Origin of the sequence: Flavobacterium aquariorum (assembly GCF_003254745.1) — a bacterium.
GTDB classification, from domain to species: domain Bacteria; phylum Bacteroidota; class Bacteroidia; order Flavobacteriales; family Flavobacteriaceae; genus Flavobacterium; species Flavobacterium aquariorum.
Genome location: NZ_QKXH01000004.1, coordinates 154,572 through 172,063, shown reverse-complemented (window position 1 = coordinate 172,063; position 17,492 = coordinate 154,572). Strand labels below are relative to the sequence as shown.

Sequence of the window (17,492 nt, the reverse complement as noted above, 5' to 3'; positions counted from 1 at the left end):
GATCGCTTTTAACATATATTCTTTTTTTAATAACTAATTTGACAATCTACTTTTTAAACTTAAATGACTTATATGGTTAAAAATTTAGCGATAATAAGCTAGATTTTCACTTTCGTCAAAAAATCATGACGATAGGTATCACTCAAAACTGATACGATAGGTTTCCCATTTTTTCCATGAAAGGAAAGTGTAATTTCATTATGATTGAAATACTGAACAGCCTTTATTGCAATAATTTCTTTTTTATTGACTCTGCAAAAATCAGCCTTGGGAAGCTGCTTTAATAATGATCCAAAATTGATATTTTTAAGAATTAAAACAGTACCATCTGCCAAATATACTTCTTTGTCTCTACTATCGACAGCTGCAGTTTTAACATATTGAATCTGGTCAAAATACAACAGTCCCTTTCCTTTATCGGTGTTCAAATGAATGTATTTCTTTGAACTATCAAACTTTTGGAATCGTTCCAAAGCTTTAAAAACAGCTTTTTCAAGACGCTCTTTGGTAACGGGTTTAGTAACATAATCGACTGCATCTATATTAAAAGCTTCGGCAGCGTAATTTTTGTAGGCGGTCGTAAAAATAACAAGTTTGTTTTCCAGCAAATGGGCTAAAGTCAACCCATCAATTCCAGGCATTTCGATATCCGAGATACATAAATCAAAATCAAGTTTGGGAACTTCCTCCAATAATTTTTGCGGGTCATTAAATGCTTTTATGATTTCCAATTCTGGAATTTGCTCGCAAAGCATTTTCAGGTACGTCAAACCCGGCAATTCGTCGTCAAGCAGTAAACATTTGATTTTTGTATTCAAGCAGATTGATTTTTAAATGCGCAATATAGATGTCATTTTCGACAAATTTATCCAATTTGAACTGATTTTTGTATATAATTTTCAATCGTTGTTCCAATGTTGTCGCACCGATTCCGCTTCTTTCTTTTTTTAGTGCTTTTTTCTCTGAAATTTTATTGGAAACCGTCAAATAGAAACAATTGTCCTTAAATTCAAATAGTATTGAGATAAAGGCATCGGCATTTTGTAAATCGGCGTGTTTAAAGGCATTCTCAATTAAATCAATCGAAATCAAAGGAGCCAAAAGATTCTGTTCATACAGTTTTTCTCCTTCATTAATCATGGTTTTCACTTTCAATTCAAAAAGCGGACTCACTTTAATTTTGTTGATTTCAATCAGATTTAATGCAAACTGAATTTCTTCTTTTGGGGAAACAAACTTTTTTTGGCTTTCGTATAAAATATAATCCAGAACATTCGCCAATTTATCCAAAGCAAAATAAGTTTGGTATGCATGTGACTGAATCGAATTGAGAATGTTCTTGAAAAGATGCGGATTGAGTTTGGATTCCAATGTTTCCAACTGCAGGTTGTTTACTTTCATTTCAAGCAAATCAAATTTCTCTTCAACACTCTTTTTGGCTTTGCCAGATTGAACCAATCGGTAAACAAGATAACAAAGCAGCACAATAAATACCAGAATAATTAACAGTAATACATATACAATGCTACCGTTTCCTTGCGCGTTATCCATTTTTATATTTGATTTGTAATAATTAAAAAGGGGCTATGTTTTTAATGTGCCGACACGAATTTCAATCCAATTATAGACGATATCAAAGTAAATAAGAAGAAAAGTCTCCAGAAGGTGGCGGGTTCTTTAAATACAAAAATACCAACCAGAACAGTCCCAACGGCGCCAATTCCGGTCCAAACAGCATAAGCTGTACCAATTGGCAAGGTTTGGGAAGCTTTATACAGCAGTGTCATACTGATAGAAAGCGCAATAAAGAAACCAACCATCCACAATGTCGAAGTTATCCCCGAAGTTTCTTTGGCTTTACCCAAACAGGTTGCAAAACCAACTTCAAAAAGGCCTGCAATAACAAGTAAAATCCAATTCATAATTTAATTATGGTTTAATAATCAACACCGAAGGCATCCCGCTTAACCAAACCGGGCGAGAATCCAACAAATCTTTCCAACTCTCCAAACTCACAATCATTAAATCTTGTTTGATTAAAAAGTCATCAGTCAGAATGGATTCATTATCCAAAATTACATTATTTGGAAATTTTTGTTTTAAGGAACCTAGAGCACTTGCAATTACAAAATTGGACTGCATATGCCCATTGATATCCAAAAAGGCAATAGTAGCATTATTATTGAAAATTATTTTTTGCGCATAGTCAATCAAAAAAGAATCTTCGGGTCCATATATAGGGACAAAAACCTGATTCACTTCTTTTAAATCCTTGTCAATTAAAACACCCAGTGGCATTTTGACTTTCAGAACAATTTGTCTTGTTCTTTCATCAAATGGTGAATTGACGAATAATCCTTCTTTACCCGTAAATTTATCCAACAATCTTTCGGGATTAATAATTCGGGATGTAAAACCAATTACTTTTCCCAGTAGCGTGCCTTCAAATATGGATTTTCCAAGTCCGACCAATAATAAATCATAATCCCCTTGATTGGCTATATCTATTATTTCTGTCTCAATATCAATTGTCGCTTTGAAAATAGTAGTGATTTCTTGTTTCAGAATAAGCGCTTCTTTCATTATCGGATTAAAGCTGCTTTTCTCTTTATCTTCCATGTTGAATGTATGCATTTCATCACTCAAGGACAAATGCAATGCTGTTATCGAACAGGTTTCTTTTTGTTTTTTCACCAAGCTGTTGGCCAAACGCAACAAAGATTTTCCTTTTTCATTATTCCCAAAAGAAATTAAAATTCTGTATTTGCTGTGATTTACTTCTTCATCATGGTCAACTATATCGCTGGTTTTAAAAATGTAATTGATTAAATCTAATGCAGGTCCTGTCATAAAAGTTGTCACCAAGGCCATAATTACCATCATCGTAAAGACTTCGGTCGTAAGAACTCCAAGAGCTAGTCCGATATTCAATACAATTAATTCCATCAACCCTCTGGTATTCATCAAGGCACCTATCACGAGGCTATTTCTCCAACTTTGTCCAACGAATTTGGCTGCCAAAGCACTTCCGAAAAATTTACCCACAACCGCAACAAGAATGATAAAACCAGTTACTTTCCACAAATAAGGCTCGTTTAACAAACCTATTTCAGTACGCAAACCTGTAAACACAAAAAACAAAGGCAATAACAATATTACCGATACATCTTCGACCTTTGCAATAAAAACAGTTCTAAACTTAGGTACATCGGGCATAATGGCGCCCATCATAAAAGCACCGAACAAGGCGTGAATCCCAACTAATTCTGTAGCATAAGACGAAATAATTAATATCAAAAAGAAAATGGCTACAACCGGTTTACTCAAACTATCTTTAGATCCATACAAATCCCCAATTCGTTTCAAGAAAGGTTTTACCAGATAGATCATCACAACTACATAAATAGCAGCCAACGAAATTATGTACATTGAACTTTCAAAAGTTCCTGCTTTCACAATAGCAATTACTACTGCCAATAGACACCAAGCCGTTATATCATCAGCGGCGGCACAAGTAATTGCAATAGCTCCCAATTTGGTTTTATGCATCCCTCTTTCCTGAACAATTCGTGCCAAAACAGGAAAGGCAGTAATACTCATCGCAATTCCCATAAACAAACTGAAGGAAAGAAACTTAACTCCCTCTGGAGCAAAACGGTTGTAAACAAAATAGGCCAATCCGATTCCTAATGCAAATGGAATTACAATACTCGCATGGCTAATAACAATTGCTTCTTTGGCCCTATTTTTTAAAACTTTGATATCGAGCTCCATCCCAATTACGAACATGAAAAGAATCAACCCTATTTGACTCAAAAATTTTAAGTTTTCTAGGGAGTTGGCGGGGAAAAGTGCATGAAAAAAATCAGGAAAATATAAACCCAATAAAGATGGCCCAAGCGCAATTCCAGCAATAATTTCACCTATTACCGAAGGCTGCCCAATTTTTTTAAAAAACCAGCCAAAAAGGCGAGCCACAAGAATAATCATTATAATTTGTGCCAATAAAATGGCCAAAGGGTCCTGTACATTATGAATCATTGACGTAAGGAAATCATCCCAAGAACTTACGCTCGCCGTTGGATGAATGATCGTTTTAGTTCCCTCAAGATGCTTGCCTTCTCTAATAATCCAATACATTAGCGCGGTAAAACCGCCTGTAACTCCTAAATAAAATAATGTATTCTTGTACTTTTTCATACCCTTTTTTGACTTCTTTATCCCATTAACAAAAGCGCTAAGATGAGAATTTCAAATATATAATTTATAATGCACAAATTATCTTATTGTAAACAAAAATAAAGTCAAAAAAACACCCATACAATAGCCAGAAAATCGGAGGACTTTCATGTGATTTCTAACTGTTTTGTTTACATTTGCATGCATTTTAAAACGTATATGAAAAAGAAATTCACTGATAGGTTATGGCAGAACATAGCCCGCATTGTACTTAAAAACAGAATAACCATACTAGGCGTAATACTTGGCATAACCATTTTCCTTTCTTTTCAGTGGAAAAATTTGGCCATGACTTATACTGAAGCTAATTTACTTCCTAAAAAACATATCGTAAATAAACAGTATCAAGACTTTCTCGATAAATTTGGAGAAGAAGGAAACCTTATCGTCATTGGTTTTAAAGACGATGCTTTTTTCACGCCCAAAGCATTTGCCGCCTGGAACGAATTGATGACCGGTCTGAAAAATTCTAAAGAAATAGATTTGGTTATTTCCTTAAATGACCTAAAAACTCTTGAAAAAGACACGCTTGCCCAAAAATTTAAACTAGTTCCGTTTATTGACCAAACTCAAACTGCGAATCCAGAATACATTCAAAAAATAAAATTCGAATTGTTTCATAATCTTCCTTTTTATGAAGGTTTATTGTTCAACAAAGAGTCAGGAAGTATTCGCTCTGCGGTTTATATCAAGAAAAATATTGTAAATACGGCTTCTCGAAAGACATTCATTTTGGAAAACTTAGTTCCAAAAATTGACAAGTTTGAAAAAACAACCGGAATCGACCTTCGTGTTTCCGGAATGCCTTACATCAGAACCATCAATGCCGAAAACATGAAAGGCGAAATCGGTCTATTCATTGGCGCCGCATTATTCATAACGTCTTTAATTTTCTTTTTATTCTTCCGTTCATATAGAGCCACTTTTATCTCCATCTGTATTTTGATTATTGGTGTAATGTGGTCTTTTGGAACGCTAGGTTTGTTTCATTACAAAATCACAATTCTTACGGCTATTATTCCACCGTTGATTATTGTAATTGGAATCACAAACTGTATTTTCCTCATCAACAAATACCAGCAGGAAATAAAAACCCATCAAAATCAGGCCAAAGCTTTACAACGTGTAATTTCGACGATCGGGGTTTCTACCTTAATGACCAACTTGACGACAGCAGCCGGATTTGCCACTTTTATGATTACCGGAAATGATTTGTTGTTCGAATTTGGTTTAGTAACCTCTATAAATGTAATCACAGTGTACTTACTTACCTTGGTAATTGTTCCAATTGTGTACAGCTTTATGGATGTTCCCAAAGAAAAACATTTAAAACACCTGAGCAAAACTTATATATCTGCCCTATTAAACTGGGTTGAAAGTGTCGTAAAAAACAACCGTAAAATGATCTATATTATTTACGGATTATTATTGGTTTTTAGTGTAATCGGGGTTTCCCAAATGAAAGTCTCGGGAAGTTTGATAGGCGAAATGCCAAAAACGGCTTCATTTTTCAAAGACATTATCTTTTTTGAAAAAGAGTTCAATGGTGTAATGCCGTTAGAAATCATGGTGGACACCAAACACAAAAAAGGAGTAATGAAGTTATCGACAATGAAAAAGATGGATGAATTGCAAAAAACAATTGCGGAGATTCCAGAATTATCAAAACCGGTTTCTGTCGTTAATTTGGTCAAATATTCGAAGCAGGCATATTACAACGGCAAGCCAGAATATTATGAATTACCCACTTCACAAGAGCAGGCTTTTATATTGTCGTATGCCAAAAATGCCACCAAAGACACCAAGACCAACCTGATGAAAAGCTATGTGGATTCGACTGGACGATATGCCCGAATCACCACTTTCATGAAAGACATTGGAACTCAGGAAATGGCCAGAGTAGAAAAGAAACTAAAAGCCAAAATAGACAAAGTATTCCCAAAAGACCGTTATGAAGTTACCCTTACCGGAAAAGCTTTGGTTTTCCAAAAAGGAACTTCTTACCTAATTGACAACCTTATTGAATCACTGATTTTTGCTATTTTCCTAATTGCAGGATTGATGGCTTATTTATTCCGTTCTGCCAAAATGGTTATGGCATCAGTGATTACAAATGTTTTGCCACTTTGCATCACATCGGGGTTGATGGGTTATTTTGGAATCCCGTTGAAACCTTCAACCATATTGGTATTTAGTATTGCTTTTGGTATTTCGGTGGATAATGCGATTCAGTTTATGGCCAAATACCGTCATGATTTGAATCTCTATAATGGTAAAATAAAAAAATCAGTATTTAGTGCCTTAAGAGAAACCGGCATCAGTACTTTCTATACTTCAATTGTGTTGATTGTGGGATTTGCCACATTCACATTGTCCAGTTTTAGTGGCACGATAGCCCTTGGAGGATTGATTTCCTGCACCTTGATGTTTGCCATGTTTGCCAATTTATTGGTTTTGCCGGCTTTGGTATTGACATTTGAAAAGAAAAGAACGAAGAAAGAAGATTTAGAGCATACACATTAATCAAGAATATTTTTATTTCAAAAAGCATATTCATAATAAAAACAGCCAGTTGTTTTATTATGAATATGCCTTCCAAAATCCCTTTTAATCTTTTAGTTTTAATTCAATACTAAAAAGATTTTTCTTTGTAATCCGGCAGTTTATAAATTAATTCTTGGATTATCATAAGCCAAAATGTGTTAAGAAACATTGTAAGAGTTGTAACAGCCAAGGTTATTTGATAAGTATAAACCCCCACAAGTTGCAAAGAAGATGCCAAGGTCATCAAAACAAAACTAAATTCTCCAATTTGTGATAAAAGTGCCCCTCCATACAAACTATCGCGCCATGAGTTTTTTGTAAGTTTAAAAAGTATGGCATTGATCAGGCTATTTATAAAAAGCACAGCAACTGAAATCCATATTATAGTTCCAATATTTTCAATAAAAAACTTGATATCAAGCTGAACACCTACTGCAAGAAAGAAGAAAGCCATAAAAAACACTCTGAAAGGAATCAGGGATTTACCTAGCCAATGTGTCGCCTTGTCGTGTCCAATTAAAACGCCGGCAATAAAAGCTCCAAAGGCAGGAGACAGTCCAAACCATTCACTAATCCACGCCATACCAAAACAGATGCTGAAACCAATGAAAACCTGCAATTCATGATCAGCAATAATTTCTCTTCGCATGGGGATTGAGAAAAGCTTTTTACTGATTGCCGCTTTCATAAACAGAATAATCAATACTCCTCCTACGCAGACTTTTATCAGTTCTGCAGCTGAAATATTATTTCCTGACATAAAATTCAGAGTCAATATCATGGGAACCACAAGTATGTCTTGCATTAGTAAAACACCACAGGTAATAATTCCGAGCTGACTTTTAATCTCACCTGTCTTTGCCAAATATTGGAACACAATCGCAGAACTACTCAAACTTATTATAAAAGCGATCAAAATTATAGTTGTCATTTTCCACTCCAAATATGAACCAACAATATACATGCAAATAAAACTAAGTACAATCTGCACCACTGCAATTAAAAGAGGCTTGTAAAAATTATGCGATAGATAATGAAGGTCTATCTCATTGCCGATGGAGAACATTAGAAGTACAATCCCAATTTGCCCCAATTCTGAAATTACTTCAGGTTCATAAATGACGTTAAATACTTGAGGCCCCAACAGCAAACCGGTAATTATATAAGCAATAAAATAAGGCTGCTTTAATCGTCGCAAAAGCAATATCAATAATAAAACCATAAAGGACAGCACAGCTATCCCGGAGAATAATTGTGACAACATCTGTGTGTGTTTTATAATGAAGAAAGCTGCCTAAAACAGCAGCTTTCCAAATAGTTAATTTAGGAGAATTTAGGAGATTTCAATCATTCGTGGAGGTCTTGGTTTTGCCTCTTCACGTTTAGGAATGGACAATAATAAAAGTCCATTTTCATAACGAGCAATTATTTTATCCTCGTCCACTACGTTTTTAGGCAATTCAAAACTTCTCTGAAATGATTGGTAACTAAATTCTCTACGACTGTAATTTTCGCTCCCAGTCGTTTTTTCATTTTCTTTCACCGAAGAAATCGTTAATTGGTTTCCATCAAGTGTAATCTTGAAGTCCTTTTTATCCATACCTGGAGCGGCGACTTCCACCTCATAGTTGTCTGCAGTCTCTTTGATGTTTACAGAGGGCAGTGTTGTACTAGTTGTTGAAAAATTGTTATTTTCCCAATTGAAAAAATCACGGCCAAAAATATCATCAAAAAACAAACGATGTAAAGCTGGAGCTTGACCTACATTTCTTTTAATAAGATTCATAACTGTTTTACTTTTAAAATTGTTAAACAAAAATTTAGTCTAAACTTGCGCAAGTTATATACCGAAAAACAAAAAATATGCCATTTGAAAAATATGTCATTTTTTCAGAATTGAGTTGAAAAAATGTCAGATAACTATATATCATTTCAATAACCCAATTCGCTAGAGTTAAAAAACAAAAAAAATAATATTTACTTTTTGCTTCAATCCATATTAATAACTAAAATCGAAAAGCAAGCCCTTACTACTATTTTTAATTTTTCCTTTTATATAAACTAACAATTGAGCTTGAAATGTCATATTTTTACTTTCGCTCTAAAAAACAAAAGATATAAGGATAGCAGGACATCGAAGATTCAGCAAAAACTAAATTGCTCCTTATTACACTATATCTCACAATGACAATTTCAAACAAATCCTTTATATTTGCATTTAGATTATAACATTGATTTTTGTTTTGATCTAAATTTAAAATCTAAAATGAAAATGAGACACACAAAAGTTAAAGACTTACTAAACAGTACAACGACGTTACAGGAAATTAATGCAAAAGGTTGGGTTAGAACTTTTAGAAACAATCAGTTTATTGCTTTAAATGATGGTTCAACCATCAATAACATACAGTGTGTTGTCGATTTTGAGAATACTCCAGACGAAACTTTGAAGAGAATTACAACCGGAGCTGCAGTATCGGTAACAGGAAGTTTGGTAGAAAGCAAAGGTGCCGGACAAAAATATGAGATTCAGGTAAACAAGCTTGAAATTCTTGGCGACTCGGATGCCGAGAAATTCCCAATGCAACCAAAAAAACATTCATTGGAATTCTTGCGTGAAAATGCGCATTTGCGTGTACGTACGAATGCTTTTGGAGCAATTATGCGTGTTCGTTCGGTTTTGTCTTTTGCAGTTCATAGCTATTTTCAACAAAAAGGCTTTGTATATGTAAACACGCCAATCGTCACTGGAGCTGATGCTGAAGGTGCTGGCGAAATGTTCCAAGTGACTTCATTGCCATTGGACAATTTACCAAAAACAGAAGAAGGCAACATTGACTATAAAAAAGATTTCTTCGGAAAACACACGAACTTGACGGTTTCGGGACAATTGGAAGGCGAAACTTTCGCAATGGCTTTGGGTCAGATTTATACTTTTGGACCAACTTTTAGAGCAGAGAATTCTAATACTTCTCGCCATTTGGCTGAATTTTGGATGATTGAGCCAGAAGTGGCTTTCAATGACTTGAATGACAATATGGACTTGGCCGAAGATTTCATTAAATATGTAGTGAAATATGCAGTTGATCACTGCGGTGATGATTTGAAATTCTTGGAAGGCCGTTTGATCGAAGAAGAAAAATCAAAACCACAGGCTGACAGAAGTGAAATGCCTTTGTTGGAAAAATTAGGTTTTGTTATGAATAACGATTTCAAACGTGTTTCATACACTGAAGCAGTTGATATCCTAAGAGATTCTACTCCAAACAAAAAGAAAAAATTTCAATACATCATCAACGAGTGGGGAGCTGATTTACAATCGGAACACGAACGTTATTTGGTGGAGAAACACTTTAAATGTCCGGTAATCCTGTTTGATTATCCAGCGAACATCAAGGCGTTTTATATGCGTTTGAACGAAGATGGAAAAACGGTTCGTGCGATGGACATTCTTTTTCCTGGAATTGGGGAAATCGTGGGAGGTTCTCAAAGAGAGGAGCGTTTTGATGTTTTGGTTGAAAAAATGAAAGCCTTAGGAATCGACGAAGAAGAATTATGGTGGTACTTAGATACCAGAAGATTTGGTTCTGCGGTTCACTCTGGTTTCGGACTTGGATTCGAAAGATTGGTGCTTTTTGTAACAGGAATGACGAACATACGTGACGTGATTCCTTTTCCAAGAACACCACAGAATGCTGAATTTTAAAAAAACGGTTATGTAGTTTAAAAGTTTAGAAAGTTTAGTTCACTCATTTTGGCTAACCTTTCTAAACTCATAAACTCTCTAAACTATCAAATATGCTAAAGCAATTTTTAAATTTAAAAATATCACAGAAATTATCTCCACAACAAATCCAGTTGATGAAGTTAATTCAGTTGCCTACGCAAGCATTTGAACAACGATTGTTGGAAGAAATGAATGAGAATCCCGCTCTTGAATCAGGAAAAGAGGAGGATAATTATGAAAAAGACGAATTCGACACAGAACAATATGACGACTATGATGATTCGGAAGCAGACAGAGTTGAAGCCGAAGACATTAACATAGACGAATACCTAAACAGCGACGACACTCCTGATTACAAAACTCAGGCCAATAATTACAGTGATGACGACGAAACCAAAGAAACGCCATTTGCCGCAACGATAAGTTTTCATCAGGACCTCATCAATCAATTAAACACCTTCATTCTCAATGATGAAGAACGTGATATTGCAGAATTTTTGGTGGGAAGTATTGACGATATGGGGTATATACGAAGAAGCGTATCTGACTTAGTCGACGACATGGCTTTTACCCAAGGAATTTACACTACCGAAAAACAAGTTGAAGCTATATTGCATATCATTCACGAACTTGAACCAACAGGCGTTGGAGCACGTGATTTACAGGAATGTCTGTTACTGCAATTAAAACATAAAACCCCAACGGAATCCGTTGATTTAGCCACGGCTATTATTGAACAGCAATTTGATTCTTTCGTGAGAAAGCATTATGACAAACTGATTCAGAAATTCAATATTTCTAATGAACAGCTTAGAAATGCTATCCATGAAATTGAAAGACTCAATCCAAAACCTGGAGGTTCTTTTTCCGGAAACAATAAAATTACCGAAAATGTAGTTCCTGATTTCACCATTCGTATCGTTGATGGAGAATTAGAACTCACCTTGAATGGCAGAAATGCACCTTCCCTGCATGTTTCCAAAGATTATCAGGAAATGATGCAGACCTATAAAGAATCTAAAGACAAATCGCATTCGCAAAAAGATGCGGTGCAGTTTATCAAGCAAAAACTGGATTCGGCCAAATGGTTTATAGACGCCATCAAACAGCGCCAAGACACTTTGTACGTAACGATGAATGCCATTATGCACTATCAAAAAGATTATCTTCTTGATGGTGATGAAACTCGATTGAAACCGATGATTTTAAAAGATATTGCTGATATGGTCGGGCTTGATATATCGACAGTTTCCAGAGTAGCCAACAGTAAATATGTAGAGACTCCTTACGGCACAAAACTGATAAAAGAATTCTTTTCGGAAGCGATGAAAAATGATCAAGGGGAAGAAGTATCCACAATTGAAATTAAAAGAATTCTGCAAAATACTATTGAAGAAGAAGATAAAAAAAATCCGCTTCCTGATGATCTCTTGGCCGAAATTCTGAAAGAAAAAGGATATCCGATCGCCCGAAGAACGATTGCAAAATACCGCGAACAGCTGGAAATTCCCGTTGCCCGTATGAGAAAAAAACTGTAAGCCATTTTTTTACCCATAACATCCCTCAAAACTCTTTTTGAAATTGAAAAAGATACTTCCCATATTCTCTTATATATTCCATCCGCTTTTTACACCGATACAAGCTTGCTTTTTCTTTTTTTTATTCCATATTGCAGATTACAAAATAGAACAGATTAGCGCGTTTTTTTTGCAAATTTCAATCATAACCATCGTAACTCCGATGGCGCTGTATTATTTATTGCGATTTACAAACAAAGTAGATTCCATAATGATTGCCGATATGGAGCAACGCAAAATACCGTTAATCTTTCAAAGCTTTATAATCATTTTATTGCTAAGGAAAATCATCTCATTAGAATATTACCCTGAATTGCATTTTTTCTTCTTAGGCGCTTTATTTAGCACTTTATTTGCACTTGGCTTATTGTATAACAAAACCAAAGCAAGTTTGCACATGCTCGCTATTTCAGCTTTAACGGTTTTTGTATTTGGATTGAATATTCATTTACAAATGGGAAATATATACTTAGTTCCTTTTCTGCTATTGATGAATGGTTTTGTGGCTTCTTCACGTTTGGTAATGCAGGCGCATACACCAAAAGAATTGATTATAGGATTACTCCTGGGCTGTATCCCTCAGTTTCTGTTTCTTTTTTTATGGCTATAAAATATAAAAGACGAGACCAATACTCAGTGCATTCATGGTGATGGGCACAGAATCGATTTTGGCAGACGATTTAAAAAATGAGTTTATGTTGTAATACACTTGCAGGTTAAAAGCACTGTACCCCACTGAAAGATACACCCCATAAAGAAAGTCTTCAAAATCTTTGCTGTTTTTTATGACAATTTTATTAGTGCCATCATCATAAACTGATTTATCTGCGAGCAAATAACTGATTTTAACACCTCCATAAATTCTAAAAAACTGAAACTCCACAGGAGTTGAGTTACGCCACCTAAACTCAATTGGGATTTCCACACGCAGTTGTTCGAACCTGTTTTTATCATAGTTTACAGTAGATGGAATTATATTATAAACAGGATTTTGGCTAGTTCCCGTAATAGCCATATTTTGAAGATAGTTATTAAACGAGAAACCTATTCCAGGCGCTATTGCAAAAGTCCTGCTTTTGTTTATTGGCATATCCCTTAGAAATCCTGCTGAAAAGCCAAAAGATATTTTTTCTTGGGACACCTCTGAAGGCTTCTTTAAAATCGAATTGTAGTTAAGGCCTGCATAAAACTGATCCTCTCTATAAAGACTATCAATCTTGACGTGCAAAGTATCAATTGAAAACGTATTCTCTTGAGAATACCCTCTGAAAAATGATAAAAAAAGAAAACAGCCAAGAAATAATCGCACCATTATTTTGAGAATTAGATAAAGAGTTACAGCATTCCGAGTTTACTAAAACCAATTGCTTTTACAAATATAAGATTTTGGAAGTTTGATAGCACTTTTAAATATAAATTAAACTTCGACGGAGATAATCGAATAAAAATCATTCAAAATACCAGAAAAAAGTATTACTTATTAATTAAAACACATATTTTTACTATTTGCACGCATAACCGATCCAAAACAAACATACACAGCACTTTAAAAAACAGATAAAAAATGCAAATAGGAATTATAGGACTTGGAAAAATGGGATTTAATTTGGCTTTAAATCTAAATCGAAATCAATATGAAGTTATTGCCCATGATGTGAATACGGATTTCGTCAAGAATATTTCAAAAGAAGGAATAAAAACAGCAACTACTGTCGAAGAATTATGCCAACAGTTACAAAATCGGAAAGTAATCTGGCTGATGGTTCCCGCGGGAGAAATTGTCGATGAAGTAATCACTTCTCTACTTCCTTTTTTAAATAAAAATGACATCATCATTGATGGAGGAAACTCTAATTTTAAAGATTCCAAAAGAAGACACACACAACTAAAAGACCTTGGTTTTGACTTTCTGGATTGTGGCACTTCAGGTGGTACTTCGGGAGCTTTAAATGGAGCTTGTACCATGATTGGTGGAGATGCAGCAGTTTTTGACTACGTTTCCAATGTTTTTGAAGCAATTTCAGTTCCAAATGGCTGGCTCTATACCGGAAAGGCGGGCAGCGGACATTTTACAAAAATGGTTCATAACGGAATCGAATATGGCATGATGCAATCCATAGCCGAAGGTTTTGAAGTATTTGAACATTCTGAATATGATATTAATTTTGAGAAAACGGCCAAACTTTTCAATCACGGTTCAGTCGTTCGCAGTTGGCTTATGGAACTTACAGAAAATGCGTTTTCCAAAGACCCAAAACTGGACAGTATAAAAGGCATTATGCATTCTTCGGGCGAAGGGAAATGGACCTTAGAAACGGCCTTAGACTTGGGTGTTCCCACTCCCGTAATTGCTCTTTCTATAATGATGCGATATCGTTCCCAAATGCAGGATACTTTTTCCGGAAAAGTAGTGGCTGCGCTTCGTAACGAATTCGGAGGCCACGCCGTTGAGAAAAACGAATAAATTGAGTCGAATCATTCCATTTGAATTTAATCTAAAAAGAAATACATGTCAATATTAATTTTAATTATAAGCATCGTATTGCTTCTGGTTCTGATTTCTGTAATCAAGCTCAATGCCTTTATTGCATTAATCATTTCCGCTCTTTTTGTTGGAATTACAAAAGGAATGCCTTTCCCCGAAATCATAAACTCATTGCAACAAGGGATCGGCAGTACACTTGGCTCTTTAATTTTAATTCTAGCATTTGGAGTAATTTTGGGTAATCTGTTATCAAATAGTGGAGCAGCACAACAGATAAGTTCCGTAATGACAAAACTATTTGGCGCAAAACACATTAAATGGGCAATGGTCTTAACAGGTTTTGCAGTTGGTATTTCCATGTTTTACAATGCTGGCTTTATCATTTTGATTCCTATGGTTTTTGCTGTCAGCACAAATGCGAAACAACCACTCATCTATTTGGGTATTGCTATGGCCTCGGCACTTTCTATCACTCATGGATTTTTACCTCCGCACCCTGGACCAACAGCCATTGCCGTAATTTTTAAAGCCAATATTGGTAAAACCTTACTTTATGGTTTAATTGTAGCGCTCCCAGCTTTACTCATAGCCGGAATTATATTTCCTGAATTCATCAAAAAAATTAACGCCAATCCACCAAAAGGATTATTTGAAAGTAAAACATTCCAAGAATCCGAGTTACCTTCTTTTACTATAAGCATTATTTCTGCATTAATTCCAGTTCTATTAATGGCTATGGCTACCATAAGTGAATTGACATTAGCCGAAACCAATTCGATCCGAATTATTCTTGGATATATTGGAAACCCGACTATAGCTCTGCTAATTACAGTTCTGTTTGTTTTTGTATTTTTAGGAATAAATAGAGGTCAAAAAATGAACGCCATCATGGATAAATCAAGTACCGCACTAGCATCGGCAACCATGATTATTTTAATTATTGCATCAGGTGGCGCTTTCAAACAAGTACTGATTGACAGCGGTATTGGAACTGATTTGGCCGTATTCTTCGAAAAATCGACACTTTCTCCTTTAGTATTAGGATGGCTAATTGCCACAATTATTCGTGTAGCAATAGGCTCGGCAACAGTTGCAGGACTAACCGCTGCAGGAATCGTCCAACCTTTGGTAGCGAGTTCAGGCATCAGTCCAGAATTGATGGTTCTTTCCATTGGAGCCGGAAGTCTGATGTGTTCCCATGTCAATGATACAGGTTTTTGGATGTTCAAAGAATACTTTGGCATTAGCCTAAAAGACACTTTTAAAACATGGACTGTGATGGAAACGATTATAGGAATTATGGGATTAATCGGCGTTTTAATTCTAAATCAATTTGTGACTACTTAAAAGATGAAAAAAACATACATAGGAATAGATATTGGCACAACAGCAACAAAAGCAATTTGTTTTGACGCAAACGGAAACGTATTACATCAAATCACCAAAGAATATCAAATGTATCATCCTGAAGAAAATTGGAGTACTCAAAAACCAAATGAAATTTTAGATTCGGTTTTAGCTTGCATTAAAGAAATTACAAAAAACGTAGAACCTGAATTCATAAGTTTTAGCGCGGCAATGCAAAGTATTCTAATCATAAACGAAGAGGGGTTCCCAATAAGTGATGCTTTACTTTGGGCAGACAACAGAGCCATTTCAATTGCCGAGGCATTAAAAAAGTCTGAACTTGGAACTGTTTTTTATCAAAAAACAGGTATTCCAATTCATCCTTTTTCACCAATGACAAAATTGGCTTGGTTCAAAGAAAATGAGCCCGATTTATTCAACAATGCTTTTAAATTTATTAGCATCAAGGAATATATTTGGAATCAGCTAACGGAAGAATATGTTACCGACTCCTCAATGGCATCTGGTACTGGACTAATGAACATCCATACCTTGCATTGGGATGAAACTATTCTTAACTATTTAAATATAAAGGAAAATCAACTTTCGAAAATTGCACCAGCAACACACAAATCCAAAGGAACTAAAGATGGTTTTTTATACATTCTAGGCGGTGGAGATGGCCCATTGGCAAATCTAGGAACTGGCTCAATGGAAAAAAATCGAATTGCCTTATCCATAGGTACTAGCGGAGCTGTTCGAATTCCCATTGAACAACCTCATATTGATCCTAAAATGCGTACACAATGTTATCATTTAATAGACAATCAATACTTAAAATTGGGTGCTGTAAATAATGGCGCCATCATATTGCAATGGCTAAAAGAGTCGCTTTTAGAAACAAATGAATCCTACGAAACCCTTTTAGAACAAGCAAAAGAAATACCCGCCGGTTCTGATGGTTTGCTTTTTGTACCTTATTTACTTGGAGAACGAGCTCCCATTTGGGATGCTGATGTACAAGGAACTCTATTGGGAATTAAAATCACCCATCATAAAGCGCATTTTATCAGAGCAACTCTCGAAGGTATTCTTTTTGGACTGTTTAGTGTTGTCGAAATTTTACTTCCCGATTCCGAAAAAAGAAAAGAAACTACCGTAATGGTTAGTGGTGGTTTTGGCAAAAGTGAATTATGGCTGCAAATAGTAGCCGACATTTTTCAAATGAAGGTAGTTGTTTCCGAAACCATTGAAGGAGCCGCCTGGGGAGCTGTTTTAATTGGATTTAAAGCTATCGAAAATATGAATTCATTCGAAAATAAAACAAACGCAACTTTTTATCCCAATCCAAATCACAGATTGGTTTATGAAAAAGCATTTGAAAAATACAAAAGAGTTTATCCTATATTAAAAGACATCTAAAGGAAAATATCCTAAACTAAAAAAAGCATTGTATCAATTTGACACAACGCTTTCTTTCTGCAGAGAGGAAGGGATTCGAACCCTCGATACAGTTACCCATATACTAGCTTTCCAGGCTAGCTCCTTCAACCACTCGGACACCTCTCTATTA

14 protein-coding genes and 1 tRNA gene are annotated in these 17,492 nt (G+C 35.3%); 7 read left to right on the top strand and 8 right to left on the bottom strand.

The genetic code is table 11. From position 1 onward, the window contains the following. Positions 1-98 precede the first annotated feature (98 nt). The 4 genes from DOS84_RS08025 to DOS84_RS08010 are packed head-to-tail and all read right to left on the bottom strand — an operon-like array spanning position 99 to position 4,200. Positions 99-818, bottom strand: a complete 720-nt coding sequence (locus DOS84_RS08025) for a LytR/AlgR family response regulator transcription factor (protein ID WP_111409605.1) — start codon at positions 816-818, stop codon at positions 99-101. Then, positions 787-1,551, bottom strand: a complete 765-nt coding sequence (locus tag DOS84_RS08020; RefSeq protein ID WP_207802030.1) for a sensor histidine kinase — start codon at positions 1,549-1,551, stop codon at positions 787-789. The genes DOS84_RS08025 and DOS84_RS08020 overlap by 32 nt, the downstream gene beginning before the upstream one ends. Positions 1,552-1,592: 41 nt before the next feature. After that, entirely contained in the window at positions 1,593-1,922 is a 330-nt protein-coding gene (locus DOS84_RS08015) for a DMT family transporter (RefSeq protein WP_111409604.1), read from the bottom strand. Between the two features lie 7 nt (positions 1,923-1,929). After that, positions 1,930-4,200 carry a cation:proton antiporter gene (locus tag DOS84_RS08010; RefSeq protein ID WP_111409603.1) on the bottom strand — a complete coding sequence of 757 codons (2,271 nt, stop codon included), beginning with the start codon at positions 4,198-4,200 and terminating at the stop codon, positions 1,930-1,932. 198 nt (positions 4,201-4,398) lie between these two features. Here DOS84_RS08010 and DOS84_RS08005 point away from each other — a divergent pair, with 198 nt between their 5' ends. Then, a complete protein-coding gene (locus DOS84_RS08005) occupies positions 4,399-6,762 on the top strand; it encodes an efflux RND transporter permease subunit (protein WP_111409602.1) in 2,364 nt (787 codons plus the stop codon). A gap of 109 nt (positions 6,763-6,871) precedes the next feature. Here DOS84_RS08005 and DOS84_RS08000 read toward each other — a convergent pair whose 3' ends face one another. Both DOS84_RS08000 and DOS84_RS07995 read right to left on the bottom strand, forming a co-directional pair. Then, positions 6,872-8,047: a cation:proton antiporter gene (locus DOS84_RS08000; protein ID WP_111409601.1), complete on the bottom strand. Its 1,176-nt coding sequence runs from the start codon at positions 8,045-8,047 to the stop codon at positions 6,872-6,874. Positions 8,048-8,116: 69 nt separating this feature from the next. Further along, a complete protein-coding gene (locus DOS84_RS07995) occupies positions 8,117-8,569 on the bottom strand; it encodes an Hsp20/alpha crystallin family protein (RefSeq protein WP_111409600.1) in 453 nt (150 codons plus the stop codon). Between the two features lie 486 nt (positions 8,570-9,055). On the opposite strand from DOS84_RS07995, the gene asnS reads away from it, so the two are divergent. The 3 genes from asnS to DOS84_RS07980 all read left to right on the top strand — a co-directional run bounded on the left by asnS (position 9,056) and on the right by DOS84_RS07980 (position 12,697). Next, positions 9,056-10,489 (top strand): asparagine--tRNA ligase, encoded by a 1,434-nt coding sequence (gene asnS, locus DOS84_RS07990; RefSeq protein ID WP_111409749.1) that lies wholly within the window; start codon positions 9,056-9,058, stop codon positions 10,487-10,489. A 92-nt stretch (positions 10,490-10,581) separates the two neighbouring features. Continuing rightward, the gene (gene rpoN, locus DOS84_RS07985) at positions 10,582-12,048 is read left to right on the top strand and encodes an RNA polymerase factor sigma-54 (protein WP_111409599.1); all 1,467 of its coding nucleotides are present in this window, start codon (positions 10,582-10,584) and stop codon (positions 12,046-12,048) included. A 43-nt stretch (positions 12,049-12,091) separates the two neighbouring features. Next, complete coding sequence (locus tag DOS84_RS07980; protein WP_165830412.1) at positions 12,092-12,697, top strand: hypothetical protein; 606 nt, start codon at positions 12,092-12,094, stop codon at positions 12,695-12,697. On the opposite strand, the gene DOS84_RS07975 is transcribed toward DOS84_RS07980, so the two are convergent. Beyond that, positions 12,692-13,399 carry a porin family protein gene (locus tag DOS84_RS07975; protein ID WP_111409598.1) on the bottom strand — a complete coding sequence of 236 codons (708 nt, stop codon included), beginning with the start codon at positions 13,397-13,399 and terminating at the stop codon, positions 12,692-12,694. The two genes, DOS84_RS07980 and DOS84_RS07975, sit on opposite strands and share 6 nt — an antisense overlap. 252 nt (positions 13,400-13,651) lie before the next feature. Here DOS84_RS07975 and gnd point away from each other — a divergent pair, with 252 nt between their 5' ends. From gnd to DOS84_RS07960, 3 genes are read left to right on the top strand one after another with little or no spacing between them, the layout of a single operon-like run. After that, complete coding sequence (gnd, locus tag DOS84_RS07970; protein WP_111409597.1) at positions 13,652-14,551, top strand: phosphogluconate dehydrogenase (NAD(+)-dependent, decarboxylating); 900 nt, start codon at positions 13,652-13,654, stop codon at positions 14,549-14,551. A gap of 45 nt (positions 14,552-14,596) precedes the next feature. Further along, positions 14,597-15,919, top strand: coding sequence for a gluconate:H+ symporter (locus DOS84_RS07965; protein WP_111409596.1), 1,323 nt, complete (start codon positions 14,597-14,599; stop codon positions 15,917-15,919). 3 nt (positions 15,920-15,922) lie between these two features. Then, complete coding sequence (locus DOS84_RS07960; protein ID WP_111409595.1) at positions 15,923-17,341, top strand: gluconokinase; 1,419 nt, start codon at positions 15,923-15,925, stop codon at positions 17,339-17,341. Positions 17,342-17,401: 60 nt separating this feature from the next. Here the strand turns inward: DOS84_RS07960 and DOS84_RS07955 are convergent. Continuing rightward, positions 17,402-17,488: transfer RNA gene (locus DOS84_RS07955), tRNA-Ser, on the bottom strand. Positions 17,489-17,492: the final 4 nt, after the last annotated feature.

Coding starts and splice junctions, on each gene's coding strand:
- DOS84_RS08015 (WP_111409604.1), bottom strand. CDS start 1,922: ATGAATTGGATTTTACTTGTTATTGCAGGCCTTTTTGAAGTTGGTTTT.
- DOS84_RS08020 (WP_207802030.1), bottom strand. CDS start 1,551: ATGGATAACGCGCAAGGAAACGGTAGCATTGTATATGTATTACTGTTA.
- DOS84_RS08010 (WP_111409603.1), bottom strand. CDS start 4,200: ATGAAAAAGTACAAGAATACATTATTTTATTTAGGAGTTACAGGCGGT.
- DOS84_RS08000 (WP_111409601.1), bottom strand. CDS start 8,047: ATGTTGTCACAATTATTCTCCGGGATAGCTGTGCTGTCCTTTATGGTT.
- asnS (WP_111409749.1), top strand. CDS start 9,056: ATGAGACACACAAAAGTTAAAGACTTACTAAACAGTACAACGACGTTA.
- DOS84_RS07975 (WP_111409598.1), bottom strand. CDS start 13,399: ATGGTGCGATTATTTCTTGGCTGTTTTCTTTTTTTATCATTTTTCAGA.
- gnd (WP_111409597.1), top strand. CDS start 13,652: ATGCAAATAGGAATTATAGGACTTGGAAAAATGGGATTTAATTTGGCT.
- DOS84_RS07965 (WP_111409596.1), top strand. CDS start 14,597: ATGTCAATATTAATTTTAATTATAAGCATCGTATTGCTTCTGGTTCTG.
- DOS84_RS07960 (WP_111409595.1), top strand. CDS start 15,923: ATGAAAAAAACATACATAGGAATAGATATTGGCACAACAGCAACAAAA.
- DOS84_RS07995 (WP_111409600.1), bottom strand. CDS start 8,569: ATGAATCTTATTAAAAGAAATGTAGGTCAAGCTCCAGCTTTACATCGT.
- rpoN (WP_111409599.1), top strand. CDS start 10,582: ATGCTAAAGCAATTTTTAAATTTAAAAATATCACAGAAATTATCTCCA.
- DOS84_RS08005 (WP_111409602.1), top strand. CDS start 4,399: ATGAAAAAGAAATTCACTGATAGGTTATGGCAGAACATAGCCCGCATT.